The 16,951-nt window shown below is 27.6% G+C and carries 19 protein-coding genes; 1 reads left to right on the plus strand and 18 read right to left on the minus strand.

Going from position 1 to position 16,951, the window contains the following annotated elements; all coding sequences use genetic code 11:
- Positions 1-4 precede the first annotated feature (4 nt).
- The 4 genes from I4V51_RS07550 to dapF form a co-directional block, all read right to left on the minus strand.
- Positions 5-1,030, minus strand: a complete 1,026-nt coding sequence (locus tag I4V51_RS07550) for a type II secretion system F family protein (protein ID WP_195987719.1) — start codon at positions 1,028-1,030, stop codon at positions 5-7.
- The gene (locus tag I4V51_RS07555; RefSeq protein ID WP_347708648.1) at positions 1,014-2,396 is read right to left on the minus strand and encodes a GspE/PulE family protein; all 1,383 of its coding nucleotides are present in this window, start codon (positions 2,394-2,396) and stop codon (positions 1,014-1,016) included. The genes I4V51_RS07550 and I4V51_RS07555 overlap by 17 nt, the downstream gene beginning before the upstream one ends.
- A gap of 148 nt (positions 2,397-2,544) precedes the next feature.
- A complete protein-coding gene (locus I4V51_RS07560; protein ID WP_195987720.1) occupies positions 2,545-3,540 on the minus strand; it encodes a hypothetical protein in 996 nt (331 codons plus the stop codon).
- A 19-nt stretch (positions 3,541-3,559) separates the two neighbouring features.
- Complete coding sequence (gene dapF, locus I4V51_RS07565) at positions 3,560-4,381, minus strand: diaminopimelate epimerase (RefSeq protein WP_195987721.1); 822 nt, start codon at positions 4,379-4,381, stop codon at positions 3,560-3,562.
- A 90-nt stretch (positions 4,382-4,471) separates the two neighbouring features.
- Here dapF and I4V51_RS07570 point away from each other — a divergent pair, with 90 nt between their 5' ends.
- Positions 4,472-6,211, plus strand: a complete 1,740-nt coding sequence (locus I4V51_RS07570) for an NFACT RNA binding domain-containing protein (protein ID WP_195987722.1) — start codon at positions 4,472-4,474, stop codon at positions 6,209-6,211.
- A gap of 79 nt (positions 6,212-6,290) precedes the next feature.
- Here the strand turns inward: I4V51_RS07570 and I4V51_RS07575 are convergent, their stop codons facing one another.
- The 14 genes from I4V51_RS07575 to mraY form a co-directional block, all read right to left on the minus strand.
- On the minus strand, positions 6,291-7,448 hold the full coding sequence (locus I4V51_RS07575) for a class I SAM-dependent RNA methyltransferase (RefSeq protein WP_195987723.1): 1,158 nt from the start codon (positions 7,446-7,448) through the stop codon (positions 6,291-6,293).
- Between the two features lie 16 nt (positions 7,449-7,464).
- Complete coding sequence (pyrR, locus tag I4V51_RS07580) at positions 7,465-8,001, minus strand: bifunctional pyr operon transcriptional regulator/uracil phosphoribosyltransferase PyrR (protein WP_195987724.1); 537 nt, start codon at positions 7,999-8,001, stop codon at positions 7,465-7,467.
- A 13-nt stretch (positions 8,002-8,014) separates the two neighbouring features.
- Complete coding sequence (locus I4V51_RS07585) at positions 8,015-8,929, minus strand: RluA family pseudouridine synthase (protein WP_195987725.1); 915 nt, start codon at positions 8,927-8,929, stop codon at positions 8,015-8,017.
- 130 nt (positions 8,930-9,059) lie between these two features.
- Positions 9,060-9,662, minus strand: a complete 603-nt coding sequence (locus tag I4V51_RS07590; RefSeq protein ID WP_195987726.1) for a DivIVA domain-containing protein — start codon at positions 9,660-9,662, stop codon at positions 9,060-9,062.
- Positions 9,663-9,676: 14 nt separating this feature from the next.
- Positions 9,677-10,444: a YlmH/Sll1252 family protein gene (locus I4V51_RS07595; protein WP_195987727.1), complete on the minus strand. Its 768-nt coding sequence runs from the start codon at positions 10,442-10,444 to the stop codon at positions 9,677-9,679.
- A 1-nt stretch (position 10,445) separates the two neighbouring features.
- Complete coding sequence (locus I4V51_RS21140) at positions 10,446-10,706, minus strand: YggT family protein (protein WP_195987728.1); 261 nt, start codon at positions 10,704-10,706, stop codon at positions 10,446-10,448.
- Positions 10,707-10,709: 3 nt separating this feature from the next.
- Positions 10,710-11,159, minus strand: a complete 450-nt coding sequence (gene sepF / locus I4V51_RS07605; protein ID WP_195987729.1) for a cell division protein SepF — start codon at positions 11,157-11,159, stop codon at positions 10,710-10,712.
- Between the two features lie 14 nt (positions 11,160-11,173).
- Positions 11,174-11,830, minus strand: coding sequence for a YggS family pyridoxal phosphate-dependent enzyme (locus I4V51_RS07610; RefSeq protein WP_195987812.1), 657 nt, complete (start codon positions 11,828-11,830; stop codon positions 11,174-11,176).
- 127 nt (positions 11,831-11,957) lie between these two features.
- Positions 11,958-12,707: a DUF881 domain-containing protein gene (locus tag I4V51_RS21490; RefSeq protein ID WP_195987730.1), complete on the minus strand. Its 750-nt coding sequence runs from the start codon at positions 12,705-12,707 to the stop codon at positions 11,958-11,960.
- A 1-nt stretch (position 12,708) separates the two neighbouring features.
- Complete coding sequence (locus tag I4V51_RS07620; protein ID WP_195987731.1) at positions 12,709-13,059, minus strand: small basic family protein; 351 nt, start codon at positions 13,057-13,059, stop codon at positions 12,709-12,711.
- Positions 13,060-13,072: 13 nt separating this feature from the next.
- Positions 13,073-13,792, minus strand: coding sequence for a DUF881 domain-containing protein (locus tag I4V51_RS07625; RefSeq protein ID WP_195987732.1), 720 nt, complete (start codon positions 13,790-13,792; stop codon positions 13,073-13,075).
- 31 nt (positions 13,793-13,823) lie between these two features.
- Positions 13,824-14,648 carry an FtsQ-type POTRA domain-containing protein gene (locus I4V51_RS07630; RefSeq protein ID WP_195987733.1) on the minus strand — a complete coding sequence of 275 codons (825 nt, stop codon included), beginning with the start codon at positions 14,646-14,648 and terminating at the stop codon, positions 13,824-13,826.
- A gap of 146 nt (positions 14,649-14,794) precedes the next feature.
- Positions 14,795-15,919: a stage V sporulation protein E gene (gene spoVE / locus I4V51_RS07635; protein WP_195987734.1), complete on the minus strand. Its 1,125-nt coding sequence runs from the start codon at positions 15,917-15,919 to the stop codon at positions 14,795-14,797.
- A gap of 22 nt (positions 15,920-15,941) precedes the next feature.
- Positions 15,942-16,928, minus strand: a complete 987-nt coding sequence (mraY, locus tag I4V51_RS07640; protein WP_195987735.1) for a phospho-N-acetylmuramoyl-pentapeptide-transferase — start codon at positions 16,926-16,928, stop codon at positions 15,942-15,944.
- Between the last annotated feature and the right edge of the window lie 23 nt (positions 16,929-16,951).

Genomic DNA, 16,951 nt, shown 5'->3' on the forward strand with positions numbered 1-16,951 from the left:
CTCCTTATATCAAAACAATATCTAAAAGTGGCATTATAAATTTAATAATAAAGCTTACAATTATTATGCCTATAAACAATATCAAAAAAGGTTGTATTAATTGTGTTAACTTATTTATTTTAGTAGTTAAAATTTTAAAAACCTCTTCCTCTAATAACTTAAATCTTTTATCTAATGAACCACTCTCTTCTCCTAATTTTATATGAGCTAATGTATATTTAGAAAACATTTGTGTTTCAATCATTGATTGTGATAACATTTTCCCTATTGTAATATCATTATTTATTTTTTTAATATTTCTATTTATGGTTTTTCCAAGCTCACTTTCACAACAGTACTGTAACCCTATTGCAATATTAATTCCACTATTAATCACTACTGACATTAGAACAATAGCTATATATTCATTAACTAATTTATATATAGGTATTCTTTCAATTAACACTCTAAAATATTGCTTTAAAAAGTTTTTAGCAATAAAATAAGGAATTATTATACTTATAATAGTTAATTGAGTAATTACTAATATGGGATTATTAAAAAACTTATCTTTAAATAATATTATATTAGAATATTGAATTGGCACTTCTTTACCCATTGATTCATATATATTACTCATATTAGGAATAAAGAAAAATAAAACAAAAAGTCCTAAAAGTCCTAGTGCTCCTAATAAAATCATAGGATATGTTAATGCTCCTATAATTGCTTTCTTTACATAAAATATTTTACTGTAAAATAGCTCTAACCCTTTTAATACATAAACTATCTTCCCTGTTCTTTCACCTATATCTACCATAGAGTTAAAAAAACTTGGAATAAGGTATCCTCCTTTTTTAAATCCCTCATATAAGCTTGCACCTTCTCGAATATCCTTTTCCATAATTTTTAGTAATTGTTTATATTCTTTCTTTAAAGGCAACTCATCTATCAAAGTTAATATATTTAATAAAGAAATACCTTCATCATATAGATTACCTATATTTCCTGCTATAAGAGCTAAATCTCTATAACTATGTTTCTTTTTCATAATTAATATTAATTCCCTCCATTTCTATAAAACTTTCATAATCCTCTAGAGATATATCTCCCGTCTTTAATAAATCGTTCAAATTATCTATCATTTCAACATTTGATAATATATGAGTATCATTATAAATATTTTTAATATTATTTTTCATTTCATTATCAATTATATGTATAGCAACTACTAGCGCTCTTCCTTTATATCCAGTATAATTACATTCTCTACAACCACCCCTTTTAAAAGCACTTATATTTTCTTTACAAATAATTCTTTCTCCTATTTTACTCTTACACTTTTTACATAATAATCTAATAAGTCTCTGTGATATTATTCCAACTAGAGAGTCTCTTATTAAGTACTTCTCCACCCCCATGTCTTCTAATCTAAAATACACCTCTCTTGGATCACGAGTATGAATAGTGGAATAAACCTTATGACCTGTTAACGATGCCCTTACTGCCATTTCTGCGGTTTCTTCATCCCTAATTTCTCCTAACATCACAATATCAGGATCTTGCCTTAATAAACTTCTGAGGCCCTCTGCAAAACCAATATTTAATGTTTTATTTAAATTCATTTGATTTATACCTGGTATTACTGCTTCAATTGGATCTTCTAAGCTAGATATATTTACTTCATCTTTGTTTAGTTCCTGAAGCATACAATAAAGTGTTGTAGATTTACCTGAACCAGTTGGTCCATTTACTATAGTTAATCCAGTATTAACTTTCATGATATATTTTAGTTTCTTTTTTTGCTTATCTGTTAAGTTTAATTTATCTATGGAATAATCAAACACATTTCCATATAACACTCTTATAACTATCTTTTCCCCATAGACAATTGGTATTATCGATACTCTTAAATCATAATCCTTATCCTCATATCTAAATGTTATTTTCCCATCCTGTGGTTTTCTCTTTTCTGTTATATCTAAGTTAGAACTTATTTTTATTTTAGATAAAATAGATATATACTCCTTATTTTCAAATATAAACATACTTCTTAATAATCCATCAACCCTAAATCTAACTAGTATAGAATCTTTATAAGGCTCAAAGTGTATATCTGAAGCTTTTAGCTCTATAGCTTTCTTAAAAACTTCATAATCAGCATCTTTCTTATACCCTAAATATGATATTTTAACTAAATATTCTAGTTCCTCCTCGCTTATAGTTACTATTTCAACTTTCTTTCTAAATATAAACTCAAATTCATCTATTATCTCCTTACTATATTTACTTGCATAAATATAAACTTTTAACTTATCCTCTTTAAAAGGAAATGATTTTATCTTTTTTGCTTTTTGTTCACTTATCTTTCGCACAACCGCAATATCCATATTTTTAATTAATTCAGTTTTTATCACCTTTAAATCACCATTAATAAAACTTTCCATCGCCTTTGCTTTTATACGTTTTTTTATTTTACTTCCTTAACTTTTGTAACTTTTAACAAAATTCAAGGAATTTTTCTTGAAAATAAAAAAAGAACTTAGAAATTCTTCTAAATTCTTCTTAATTAATATTTATAAAATTACAACTTTTTATAGTATCAGAAACCAAAATCACACTGCCATCTGAATATTTATATAAATGTTCTGGCTGTCCCTTTGAAGTACTTCCAATAAATAATATTTCTCCAGATTCATTAACTGATAATCCTTTTTCTGAATAAATGATACTTGGAAAGTCAAATAATAGTCTTTTTATTTCACCATTATTAAGCTCATAAATGGAATAACTATTATTCTTTACTCTTCCTAATAAATATAACTTACCATCGACAGATTCTATATCATTTATATCAATTACTTCCTTTGAAATTTCTTTTACAGTTCCATTTATATTAATTATATTAAGAACTGTATCTTCTCCATAATGTTCTTCAACTAAAGCTAATCCATCATCTATATGTTTTAAAAATTTAACGTATCCGTTGTTTATTCTATAAAGATTTTCTTCACTATTTGTTTTTACATCATAAGTAAAAATACCATTAATTTTTTTATCAGTATCAACTCCATAATAGGCTAATTTTTCATCTGTTATCCAATCTATAAACTGTCCAGAAATTACAGCCTTATTATCTAAAAGTATCTCTTTATTATTTTTTAAATCCATAACTGCCGGTTCTAAATATTCATCATTTATAAAATAAAAAACATAATTTCCTTCTGGTGAAATTTTCAAACTTGATATTTTATTATGATCTATCTTTATATCACTAGAGTTATAATGTATATAAAAACTATTATCCTTATAAAAAGTATATGTATTAGATTCTATATTATAGTTATTTATTACTTTATCTTCTGTATTTACCTCTTCATAACTATTTTCAGAGTTAAAATTGAAGGTTTCATAATCGGTGCTTTCATCCACAAACGCACCTTTATTTAAGTTTATTTTACTTTCTTCTTCTATGCTTTTTTTACTGCAGCCTAGAAAAAATACAGTAGTAATCATAAGCTGAATTACAATCATTCTTCTTTTAAATTTTCTTTTCGCCATTTACTCTTTTCCTTCTTTTTTAGTACGCTTCACCACTACAAATAAACTCTGCATCTCCAATCATATAAATTGAAGTACCCTCTATCTCTATTCTTAATTTTCCTCCTGGAACTGTGACATTAACTTTATCCTTTGTTAACTTCAGTTTATTGCATATTACAACTGATGCTGAACATCCTGTTCCACATGAATAAGTTGCTCCTGCTCCCCTTTCCCATGTTCTAACTAAAATATTTTCATCATCAATTACTTTAACAAAATTAACATTAGTACCTTCTTCAAAAAGTTCATATTTCTCTATATATTTACCTTCAGTAACATCATAGTTATCATCATCCACAAAAATAATAGTATGAGGAACTCCTACTAATATAGACGAAGCCTTATAATTTTTTCCATTAACAATAATTTCTTCATCTATTAGTTTATCTTTATTTTTTAAAGGTATCAATGCCCCATCAAAAGATATTTCACCCATATATACTTTTACTGTTTCTACTTTTTTATTATTACTTACTTTAAGTTCTAATTTTTTAACTCCATCTCCAGTTTCTACAGTAATTATTTCTTTATTTATAATATTATTTTCAAAAACATATTTTCCAAAACATCTAATGGCATTTCCACACATATTAGCTCCAGATCCATCACTATTTACTATAACCATTTTTACATCAGCTACATCTGATTTTCTAACTAATACTATCCCATCTGCTCCAATACCAAATCTTCTATGACAAAGCTTTTTAGCTAAATTACTTTCTTGTCCAACATATTTATTATCTAAATCTAATAAAAAAATAAAATCATTCCCTGTACCATGCATTTTTATAAATTCCATAATTTTCTCCTCCATAATTACAACCGTTTTACTAATACATAAATTAATGATATACTTACTTTAATTAATACTAAAGAAAGGATGACATTTATGGCAATAGACGGTATCTACTTATATAGTTTAGTCCAAGATTTAAAAAAATCAATAATAAATTCTAAAATTGATAAAATAAATCAGCCTGAAAAGGATGAAATAATAATAACCTTAAGAAAAGAACGAAAAAATTTAAAACTTTTAATATCTGCATCTCCTAAATATCCAAGATTTAACTTAACTACAGTTGTTAAAGCTAACCCTCTTCAAGCACCTATGTTTACCATGGTTCTTAGAAAATATTTAATAGGTGGTAAAATTATAGATATTGTTCAACAAGAAGGTGATAGACTAGTTAAGTTTCTAATCGAGGCTTCTGATGAACTAGGTTTTAATAGTGTTTATACATTAATCGTTGAAATAATGGGAAGACATAGTAATATTACTCTTGTTAGAGAAAGAGATAATAAAATAATGGAATGTATAAAACATATAGCTCCCTCTATGAATAGTTATAGAGTTTTATATCCTGGAATAACTTATAAATATCCCCCAGAATCACCAAAGATTAATCCGTTCTCTTTTAATGATACCACTTTACAAGAGTTTGTGGATAATAATTCAATAATTTTTAACAAAAATTTCTTTGTTTCTTGCTTTACTGGCATAAGCAAACCATTATCAGAGCATTTATTTATTGAATATAACAAAAAACATTCAGATTTCTCTATAAATAACATTTCTACCTTTGTTAATAATTTTATAAATACACTTTTAGATAATGAGTGTTTTAAAATATATAAAGATAATAATGGAAATTATATAGATTTTTATGTTACTTCTCTTATTCAATTAGAAGAAGAGTATTCTGCTGAAGTTTTAGAAGATATTCATGAATTAATGGATAAGTATTTTTTAGAAAAAGATAAACAAGAACGTATTAAAGGCCGTTCTGTAAACCTTCAAAAACTTGTTACTACAAATATTGAAAGATGTATAAAAAAAGAAACTAAATTAAATGATCTTTTAAAAAAATGTGAAGATAAAGATGATTTTAAAATTAAAGGTGATTTATTAACATCATATATATATAGTATAAAAAAAGGTGATAAGGACTTTACTACTGTTAATTTCTTCAGTGAGAATGGTGAAGAAATTACAATTCCTTTAGATGAAAATAAAACACCTTCTGAAAACATACAAAGCTACTATAAAAAATATAATAAATTAAAAAAATCTGAAGAATCTGCTCTAGAACAGCTTGAGAAAAATGATGAAGAGTTACAATATCTATATTCTGTATTAACTAATATTGAAAATTGTGAAAGCTATACAGAAATTGATGATATAAAAGAAGAATTAATTTCTACTGGATACGTAAGAAAAAGAAAGTCTAATGGCAAGAATTCAAAAAAATCTAAAGCATCTAAACCACTACATTTTGTGTCATCAGATGGAATAGATATTTTTGTAGGTAAAAATAATATTCAAAATGATTATCTATCTTTAAAATTTGCCAACAAAAACTTTATGTGGCTTCATACAAAAAATATACCTGGGTCTCATGTTATTATATGCTCAAATGATGTTCCAGACAAAACTCTTATTGAAGGTGCTACCTTAGCAGCTCATTATAGTAAAGCTAAAGATTCTTCAAAGGTTCCAGTTGATTATACTTTAGTTAAAAACCTTAAAAAGCCAAATGGTGCAAATCCAGGAATGGTTATATATCATACTAATTACACGATGTATGCAGAACCTTCTGATATTAATAACTTAAATATCGAAAAGAAATAACCACAGATTGGTAATAATAAAAATTAAGGTTTATCAAAATTAATAAAAAGGGAGTTTATCAAAACTCCCTTTTTATTATCTAAATATGATTTACAACCATATCTCCATGATTTTTTATTTTTTCGTTATCAAAATATTGATAGTAATAACATTTTAATTTACCATTATAAAGCTTTCTATTCTTAGTAGCTTTTCTTCCAAATGGTGTTTCAAAACCTTCATATGAAGTTAACACATTAAAATCCCAAGTGTCTAATTTTCTCTTATTCATTCCTAAGTACTTATAAAGTTCTTCAACTTCCTTCTTTTCTCCTAGTCTTTCACCATATGGAGGATTAGTTATAATAAATGCATTCTTTTCACTGCTTGAGAATTCTTTAAAGTCTCTCTTTTGGAATTCAATATATTTAGCAACTCCTGCTTTTTGAGAGTTACTTCTTGCTATTTTAAGCATTCTTCCATCTATATCATAACCTATAATCTTTATATCTTTATTCTTTATAGATCTTTCTGCCCCCTCTTTAACTTGCTCATAAATATCAGAGCCTATTGTTGGCCATGTTTCTGATACAAAGTTTCTGAAAAGTCCTGGAGCTATATTTTGCATTATCATTGCTGCTTCTATTAATATAGTTCCTGAACCACAGAAAGGATCAACTAAAGTATAATCTTCTTTCCATCTAGAAATTAAAACTAAAGCTGCAGCTAAAGTTTCTTTTAATGGAGCTATACCTGCTTCTTCTCTATAACCTCTTTTATGAAGCCCTACACCACTTGTATCAATAGATAAAGTTACTACGTCTTTTAAAATTGATACTTCTATTTTATAAACTGGTCCATCTTCACTAAAATGACTTATTCCATAATCTTCACTCATACTTGTTACTATTGCTTTTTTAACAATTGATTGACAATCTGGAACACTAAAAAGAGTTGACTTAACTGATTTACCTACTACATGCATTACTCCATCTTGAGGAATAATTTCACTCCATTTTACCTTTTTAGTTCCTTGGAAAAGCTCCTCAAAGCTTCTTGCCTCGAATTCTGCCATTTTTATAAATACTCTATCTGCTGTTCTTAAATGTACATTAGCAATGGCAATATCCATCTCATCACCTTCAAAATGTACTTTCCCATTTTCCACTTTTAAATCTTCATACCCTAAAGCCTTAAGCTCTTTTGCTGTAATTCCTTCTAATCCAAAAGTAGTTGTTGCTACTAAATTATATTCCATTGTTTACTGTCTCCTTTTATGATTCGTATATTTTAACTGAATCATTTCCGTCTATTTCATTTATTTCTACTGCAACTATTTCATTTTTTGATGTTGGTATATTTTTACCAACATAATCAGCTCTTATTGGAAGTTCTTTATGTCCTCTATCTATAAGCACTGCAAGTTGTATAGATAATGGTCTTCCTCCATCTATAATAGCTTCAATAGCAGCTCTAACTGTTCTACAAGTAAATAATACATCATCTACCAATATAACTTTTTTACCTTTTACTTCAACACCTAAATCAACACAATTTAATTCAGGACTTTCTTTAATTTCTGTTATATCATCTCTATAAAGACTTATATCAACATATCCTACGTCTACAGAAATACCTTCTATCTTTTCAATATTTTCTGCAATTCTTTTTGCTAATGGATATCCTCTTCTTTTTATTCCAATTAATACTATATCTTCAACACCTTTATTTTTTTCAATAATTTCATGTGAAATTCTAATTAAACTTCTTCTAATAGCATTATCATCTAATAAGTTAGCTTTTAACTTCATAAAAATAAACTCCTTATATCTTTCTCAATTTCTCTAGTAACTCTTTAAAATAGTTAGGCAACTCTGATGTAAATTCCATATACTCTTTAGTTCTAGGATGTATAAACCCTAATGTTTTAGCATGAAGCGCTTGACCTTCTATATTAAACTTTTGTCTTTTATAACCATAAACTAAGTCTCCAACTAAAGGATGTCCTATAGAAGCCATATGTACCCTAATTTGATGTGTTCTACCTGTTTCTAAAGTACATTTAACAAGGGATACACCTTTATTATATTGTTCTAATACTTCATAATGTGTTACTGCTCTTTTACCATCTGAATTAATTGCCATTTTTATTCTTTCTTTTTTATCTCTACTAATAGGTTTATCAACAGTTCCACTTATTGTGCTAAACTTACCTTCAACTAAAGCATAATATTCTCTCTTTATTGAATGTTCTTTAAATTGAACTGCTAAATCATTATGAGCTTCATCATTTTTAGCAATTACAAGTATTCCTGAAGTATCCTTATCTATTCTATGTACAATTCCAGGTCTTATAACACCATTAATACCTGATAAATCACTACAATGATATAATATACCATTTACTAAAGTTCCAGTATAATTGCCTGGTGCAGGATGAACTACTATACCTTTTTCTTTATTAACAACTAATACATCTTCATCTTCATAAATAATATCTAAATTCATTTCTTCTGCTGAAACATTCAATTCAACAGGCTCTGGTACTTCTACTTCAATAAAATCATTTCTTTTAAGCTTATAATTACTCTTAATCACCTTACCATTAGCTTTAACTTTTTCTTCATCTATTAAACCTTGAACAAAAGATCTTGACTTTCCTTCTATCATTACTGATAAATATTTATCTATTCTTTGACCTTCTTCTTCAACATTAATATTAAAATTTAAATTTTCCATATTTTTTACTCCGTCTATTTATATTCTGTAGACATTATAATATATAAATAAAGCATTCTCAATAGTAGTAGTAATTATAAAGTCAAATAAATTAACTAAAGGAGACCAAAATTTCGGTCTCCTATATGTATTAGTTATTTGAATAGAATTTTTTTACAGCATTTATATCATCATTAAGGTCTTCAACTTTAAACTCTTCTTTTTCATCCGAATTATAAATCTCAATTTCCTTTTCATGTAATTCATACTGTTCAACTGGTTGAGCTACATTATAATTTTTTGTTAAATCTTTTTCTAATTCATCGAAAGTTTGAAGCTGAGTATTCATGAAACCTCTAAATTTAGCTCTAAATTTTATAAACTCTTCTTTTACTCTCTCATACTCATCGTTTATAGCTACAACATCACCATGTGCCTTATCTAATATTCTTTGAGCTGTTTCATTAGCATTTCCAATAATTAATTCTGCTTGCTTCTCTGAGCTTTCCTTAGCCTGATCTGCAGCATTTTGTGCTAATAGCAAAGTATTTTGTATTGTTGCTTCTAATTTTTCATAATGTTCAAGTTTTTCATTTATCCTACTTAAACTTTCTTTTAATCTAGCATTTTCTTTATAAATTTCTTCATAGTTTTCAACAACTTCATCTAAGAATTCATCTACTTCTTCAACTGAATAACCTCTTATTCCCTTTTTAAATTCTTTATTGTTTATATCTATAGGAGTTAATTTCATTCCATCCACCTCTTCTATATAAATTTGTTCATTTTGACTTTATATCTTCCACTTTTTGTATTCCCAACAATTTCCCCTATTATAAATTTTCCTACTCCAGAAATCGTTATTCTTTGGCCATCTTTTATTTCTCTACTTTTATCTATAGACTTAGAATAGTCTATTAGTACTTTACCGCTATCAATAATATCAACAGCTTTCCCTCTAGATATATTAGCCAATTTAGAAACTATATTATCTAATCGTAATGAAGGAACTATTATTACACCTTCTAAGAAATTACTTCTAGGTAAATTCTCTTCATCAACCTCTTCTGTTGATACTGGTGCTCTTCCTACACTTCTTAACTCATATAAAATATAGTCTGCTACTTCTTCATATATGGGAACTATTGCAAAATCATCAATTACCCGTAAATCTCCAAGCTTTTCTCTTTCTATTCCTAATGCCATAATAGAACCTAAATAATCCTTATGTGAAAGATTACTAAACTTAGACTTATTACTAATCTTAATAATTCTATATGGAAAAGAACTAGAATAAATATTATTAAACGCTAGTATCCTTCTATCACACTCTTCAAAAGCACCTTTTGCCTCTACTAAAAAATCATTAGCATTAAAATTTTTAGTAAAATACATCCAAATATTTGGCTTACAAAAAAACTTGGTGAAGGTTGGTATGCCCTTATTATAAGCTAGGTTCATACATTGATAAACTTTTATAACATCTTCAGTATCTTCTTTTGAAAAATTTTTTAAAACCTCTTCTTTTGATAACATTTTATAATAATATACCGCTAATAAAATTTATTGCTATTATAGCTAATAGTGGTGCAAAATCTATCATCATATTCCCAAAAAATCTTTCTTGGAGCCTTCTAAAAGGCTCCAAGATTGGATAATTAAAAGATACTAAAACTCTATAAAAACTACTTTCTTTAATACTAGGTATATAAGAAAGTATTACTTCTGCTAAAATACTTATGTCTAATAAACTAAATAATAAATATAAAAAACTTCTTATGATTCCTATTGGAATCACCTCCTATTTATTCCAATTAAATAGTGCTTTTGAGCTTATTTCACTTCTTAATTCATTGCTAACTTCTACGTTAGATGGTGATAATAAATACACTCTTTGTTCAACTTCTTGAAGTTGAGCTCCTAATACACAACATGCTCCACTAATAAAATCCACTAGTCTTTGAGCTATTTTTGTTTCCATTGCAGTAGTATTTACTACAACTATTTTTCTATTTTTTATAGCATCAGCTATTTCTCTTGCTTCGTCGTATGAACCTGGTTTAACAACCATAACCTTAGCTGTTGCTGAGTTATGAATATTAACTACCTTATTTCCTCTTTGTTTTGAAATTATAGGTTCCACTTCTTCAACCTCTTCTTCTTCTTCAACTTCATCTAAATCTTCGAAGTCTTCGTCATCATATTCTCCTAAACCTATTATTTCCTTAAATTTTCCAAACATATTACTCATTTTATTCCATCCTCCTATTTTTCCCTTAATCCAAATATTCCAGAACCAATTCTAACTAAATTAGTACCTTCTTGAATTGCAATTTTATAATCATTGGTCATTCCCATAGATAAAATTTCCATAGATATATTTTTAAATTTTCTTTGCTTCAATTCATCAAAAATTGTCTTTGTTTTACTAAAATAATATCTATTTTCTTTCTCATTTCCTTTAGGTATGATTACCATAATTCCTTTAACCTTTACATATTTACACTCTTCAACAGCAGAAATCATATTTTCTAATTCTTCTTCATATATTCCACTTTTGCTTTCTTCTTTACCTATATTTATTTGAATAAGCACATTAGCACATGAATCATTCTTTCCAAACTCAGTCTCTATTTTCTCTAATAGTTTCATACTTGATAAAGAATGTATTAAGTAAACATTATTAACTAAATATTTTACTTTATTAGTTTGAAGCTTACCTATAAAATGCCATCTTATATCTTTTGGTAATACTTCCTTTTTAGAGATTAGCTCCTGAACCTTATTCTCTCCAAAGTCTCTTTGTCCAATATTGTATGACTCAATTATCATTTCTACTGGCTTAGTCTTAGACACTGCTACTAAAGTAACATCATTAGGTATCTCATTTAAAATTTTTACTGTTTTTTCTGCAATACTAATATTGATCCCTCCTTTGAAAGAGTTAATTCTCTACATAGATTATTATTCTTCAAAAGTATAAATTTCCCTTCTTAATCTCCATTTAATTATAACATTTTTCTAGAAATTTTTTAATACTTTTTTTAATTTAATTATCTGCTCTCTCCATAAATTTGGGTTTTATAGATTTTTTAGCCTCTGGAATAGTAATTTCATTAAATTTTTCTATAGTTATATTTAATTTTCTGATTAATAATTGATTTATATGACTTCCTTCTGCAAGTAAAGATGCTTCTAATTGATCTGGATCTCCTATAGCATAAAATTTAAAAGGGCTTCCTTCCATCTCATTACCATTTTCCTCAAATCTTATAAATGCCCATGCACAAACAAGCCCTGTAGTATTTAAAATTCTATAATTATTTATGGCTATTCCTTCTGCACCTGCAGTTCTTAAATCATTTAAAACCATTGCAGCATCTGCTGAATGTAATGTTCTTCTATCTACTTCCAGTTGATCATCTTTATGTATATCATATTCTCCATCATAAATAGTTAAAATTATTCCTGGCCCCTTTGTTTCAACTGTACCTGCAAGATCAGAATAAGATGATAATTGTTCTTTCATATGTTCAATTACTTTTTCATTATTTTCATTGTCATCATCATAATCACTAATGTTAAGACTAGAAATTTTTTTAGCCAATTCATAATTATCATCACTTAATGCTGTTATATCATTATACAATTTATTACGTTCCTCTATAGCATCCTTATACTCATTAGCATTCATATTAAGGAAACCAGTTGTTTCATTTATTCCAATGTTAGTTACAATTAAAAATCCAAGTGTTATGGAAGCAATTAAAATAAAAAACATATTTCTATGATTTTTCACTTCAATCACCCCTCTGTTTATTTTTATATTTTTCTAATAAAATTCTTCTAATAGTTCCAAAGTTATCAAATATTCTTCCACCAAACACAATTACAGCGGCAATATATATAGGAATTCCTAATTTATCACCTAAATAAGCAAGAGCAGCTGCAAGTAATGCATTCCCAAAGAAACCTGATATAAATATATCCGGCTTAAAATTTTTGTTAAGCGTTGCTCTAAATGCACCAAATACTGAATCCAAACATGCCAGTATAGCAACAGACATATAAGGAGAAAATTTTTCTGGTATATTTACATCAAATATTAATCCTAAAAGTACCCCTAATAATAAACCAATAAATGCTATCATAAATATTCCTCCCTTATTGAACTGGCTTTATATATTCATATCTTAGAGACTGTGTTGTTTTAACTATTGTTATGTCATCCATTTGCTTAATATCATTATTATAGCTTTTTAAAGCTCCATAATCTAAAACTCCTGGAAAATTCACTGCAAGATTTAATTTGCTTTTATCCCCTATAGCTTTTATAACAACTTCACTATTAGGATCTACTCTACCTGCAGATCCAATAGAAATTGAGCTTCCGGCCATTTTCATTCCTGTTTGTGGTGTAATTCTCATTTCATTTATTGAAATAGCCTCAGCACCTGCATACCATAAAGAATTAATTATGTTTATAATTTCTTCCTCACTAACAGTATTTACTGTTTGAGTTCCATTTGCGCCAAATACTGAGTTTTTAAGAGTCAATGTTATAACAATCCCTGGCCCTTTAACATCTAAAAGACCTATTTGCATTCTTGCATTATCAAGTTGCTTTTTTATCTCCCCTTCAATTTCCCCTTCTTTTGCAGCCGCATCTTCAAGTTTCTTTAACTCTTCTGATAGAATTTCATTATTCTTTTGCAAGTCCTCTTTTTCTTTTTTTAACGTTTCTATTTCTGACAATATATCAGCACTATCGTAGTCTATGTTGCCACTATTAGCTACACTTAACTGTTTAAATTGATATGTCAATAAAAACCCTAGAAATGCACAGACAACCGCAACAACTACTTGAGATAATACCTTTTTCATATTCACCCTCCTATTTCTACTGTGCTACATCTTATTGCTCTGAAGTGTTTTCTATTGTACCATGTTCTTCAGATGTTCCTTCTTCTATATTAGTTTCTTCTTTAACTTCTTCAACCTTTATTACTGGTGCTCCATTAAAACTAACATTTATATACCCTTTGGCAATTTTTATATTATCATCTAACATAATTCTATATACATTTTCCATCTTATTGTGTATATCACTATCATCACCAAATAATATTTCTACACCTCCTATATATCCTATAATATTAACAATATTACTTATATCTAAACTTGAAAGATATATCGCTTCTCTATTTTTAGAAATATAAGGATAGAATGTCTTTAAAATATGCTTATATGAATTAAATTCATCAACTCTACTTTCATCATCTTTAGCTGAAAGGTCAATACCTTTAATCTCGACTAAATTTCTACCATCAATATTATCTGTTTCTTCTAAAACTTCTAAATCATTATTAATAATTAATAACTCTACTCCATTATTAATATAATATACCGGTGCTTCCTCTGTAATATTAATCTCTAATGTATTAATACCTTTCCTTTTTACTTCAACAGTACTTACATATCTATTACTCAAAACCTCCTTCTTTATCTCTTTTTGATTTACTGTAAATATATTTAATCCAATTCTATCACTAACTTCACTTAAGAGAACATCATTGGAAATTGTGACATTCCCTTTAAAAATAATAGATTTAATATTAAATATAGGAGCTTTAGTAAGAAATATAAATACACCCACAACAACAACAATTGTCATTAATGATATCTTTTTTATTAATTTTTTTCTCTTTTTAGCTTTTATAAACTTTTTTACATCTCTCATTAGTTACCTTATTCCTTTTTAATTTCTATCTTTTACTATAATTTTATCATAAAACTTGTAATTTTTTATAATTATTTTACATTATTCTTTTTATATTGTACACAAAAATTAAGAGCCCCTTTAATAAGAAGCTCTTAAAACTATTATTAATCTATTTTCTTTTCAACCTGTCTTGATATATTTAACAATATTCCCATTGCCGTCAAGTTTATTACCAGAGATGTTCCACCATAGCTAATAAACGGCATTGGTACTCCTGTAACTGGCATAGATCCAGTAACAACGGCAATATTTATAATAGCTTGAACTGCTATAATTGAAGTAATACCCATTGCTAAAAGCTTTCCATAAGTATCCTTTGCATTCATAGCAACTCTAACACCTCTCCATATAAATATTAAGAATAAAGTTATAATAACCAAACAACCAATTAATCCAACTTCTTCTCCTATTATAGAAAATATAAAGTCATTATGTGGTTCTGGCATATATAAAGTCTTTTGTCTTGACTGACCAAGTCCAAGACCAGTAAGCCCACCTGAACCTAACGCTAAGAAAGATTGAATTAATTGATATCCAGCATCAGCTGCATCCTTCCATGGATCAATAAAGTTTAACATTCTTTCTCTTCTATAGTCCGAACTAAAAATAAAGAATATTGCTAATGTTAACATCGCTGGCATAATAATTCCAAACAAATGTTTAATCTTACCCCCTGCTACAAATAGCATTAAAAAAGTAACTATCATTATAATAGATGCAATACTCATATTGTGCTCAGCTAAAATAAGAGCAGCAAAGAAACCTGATACACATAAATATGGTACTAATCCATGCCAAAAATCTTTAACTTTATCTCCCTTAATATCTATACTAAATGCTAAAAACATAACAACTGCATATTTTGTTAATTCTGATGGTTGAAAAGATAATGGACCTAATGAAATCCATCTTTTTGCACCATTAATTGCCGGAAAGAAAAATACAGCAATTAATAATGGTATTGTTAATAAAAGTAACTTAGGTGTTATCTTTTTTAACTTATGATAGTCTATAGACATCATTACAGTCATTGATATTACACCTATTATTGCCCAAATCAATTGTCTTTTAAAGAAATACATACTATCGTTATTATGAAACATAGCATAAAAAGAACTTGTTGAGTATACCATAACAACACCTATTGATAGTAGTATACATAAGGTATAAAATATACCATAATCAATTTGCCCCATTTCTTTTTTCACTTTGGGCTTATAAAAACTCATAGACATTCCTCCAATTTAATTACTAAATTGCAAAAAACCCTATTATACATAAAATCACTGTTATCACTGAAAATACTGTAACTATTTTTACTTCATTCCATCCACATTGTTCAAAATGATGGTGAATTGGAGCCATTTTAAATACTCTTTTTCCTGTTAACTTGAAGGAAGTAACTTGTATTATTACAGATAAAGCTTCTACAACGTAAATTCCTCCAACTATTACTATTATTAATGGATTACCACTTATTATAGCTATAGTAGTAATAGCTCCACCAATAGCTAAAGAGCCTGTATCTCCCATAAACACTTTTGCAGGATATGCATTAAATTTTAGGAATCCAATTAAACCTGCTATTAATGCTACTGAAAATACAGTTAGTGAATAATCTTTAAGTATAAATGTTAAAACTCCGAAAAATGTTAAAACTAAAACTGATACTGTAGATGCTAATCCATCTAATCCATCTGTTAAATTAACAGCATTTGTCATAGCTGCATAAACAAATATAACAAATGGAACATATAACACACCTAAAGGAAGCTTAAAGCTAGTAAATGGTATCACAATATCATGTGGTAAATTAACATAGCTATAATAACCAAATGCTCCTGATACTATTAGTAAAAGAATCATCTTCTGCCATGCCTTTAGTCCTTCACTTTGCTTTTTTAATATCTTTAAGATATCATCTAGGAATCCAATAAATCCAAATGCAATAAGTGAATATAATGCTACCATTCCTTTTTCACTAAAGCTATCACTCATGATAAGCATAACTATTGCAGTTGAAAGAATAAACATTATTCCACCCATTGTAGGCGTTCCTGCTTTCTTTAAATGACTCTTAGGTCCTTCTTCTCTAATGTTTTGACCAAATTTTAATCTTCTTAAAAGTGGTATTGTAATTGGGCCAAGTATTAAGGCTATAATAACCCCTATTACAAAAGTTAATATTAATATTTTTGTTATCTCTCCTGGTAATATGTTCATAGTACTATCCCCCATATTTTACTGCTATAATTAGCAGT

This window comes from Clostridium sp. D53t1_180928_C8, from assembly GCF_015667795.1.
Lineage (GTDB): Bacteria > Bacillota > Clostridia > Clostridiales > Clostridiaceae > Clostridium.

Coding starts and splice junctions, on each gene's coding strand:
- I4V51_RS07550 (WP_195987719.1), bottom strand. CDS start 1,030: ATGAAAAAGAAACATAGTTATAGAGATTTAGCTCTTATAGCAGGAAAT.
- I4V51_RS07560 (WP_195987720.1), bottom strand. CDS start 3,540: ATGGCGAAAAGAAAATTTAAAAGAAGAATGATTGTAATTCAGCTTATG.
- dapF (WP_195987721.1), bottom strand. CDS start 4,381: ATGGAATTTATAAAAATGCATGGTACAGGGAATGATTTTATTTTTTTA.
- I4V51_RS07570 (WP_195987722.1), top strand. CDS start 4,472: ATGGCAATAGACGGTATCTACTTATATAGTTTAGTCCAAGATTTAAAA.
- I4V51_RS07575 (WP_195987723.1), bottom strand. CDS start 7,448: ATGGAATATAATTTAGTAGCAACAACTACTTTTGGATTAGAAGGAATT.
- pyrR (WP_195987724.1), bottom strand. CDS start 8,001: ATGAAGTTAAAAGCTAACTTATTAGATGATAATGCTATTAGAAGAAGT.
- I4V51_RS07585 (WP_195987725.1), bottom strand. CDS start 8,929: ATGGAAAATTTAAATTTTAATATTAATGTTGAAGAAGAAGGTCAAAGA.
- I4V51_RS07590 (WP_195987726.1), bottom strand. CDS start 9,662: ATGAAATTAACTCCTATAGATATAAACAATAAAGAATTTAAAAAGGGA.
- I4V51_RS07595 (WP_195987727.1), bottom strand. CDS start 10,444: ATGTTATCAAAAGAAGAGGTTTTAAAAAATTTTTCAAAAGAAGATACT.
- sepF (WP_195987729.1), bottom strand. CDS start 11,159: ATGAGTAATATGTTTGGAAAATTTAAGGAAATAATAGGTTTAGGAGAA.
- I4V51_RS07620 (WP_195987731.1), bottom strand. CDS start 13,059: ATGATAGCATTTATTGGTTTATTATTAGGGGTACTTTTAGGATTAATA.
- I4V51_RS07625 (WP_195987732.1), bottom strand. CDS start 13,792: ATGAAAAAGGTATTATCTCAAGTAGTTGTTGCGGTTGTCTGTGCATTT.
- I4V51_RS07630 (WP_195987733.1), bottom strand. CDS start 14,648: ATGAGAGATGTAAAAAAGTTTATAAAAGCTAAAAAGAGAAAAAAATTA.
- spoVE (WP_195987734.1), bottom strand. CDS start 15,919: ATGAGTTTTTATAAGCCCAAAGTGAAAAAAGAAATGGGGCAAATTGAT.
- mraY (WP_195987735.1), bottom strand. CDS start 16,928: ATGGGGGATAGTACTATGAACATATTACCAGGAGAGATAACAAAAATA.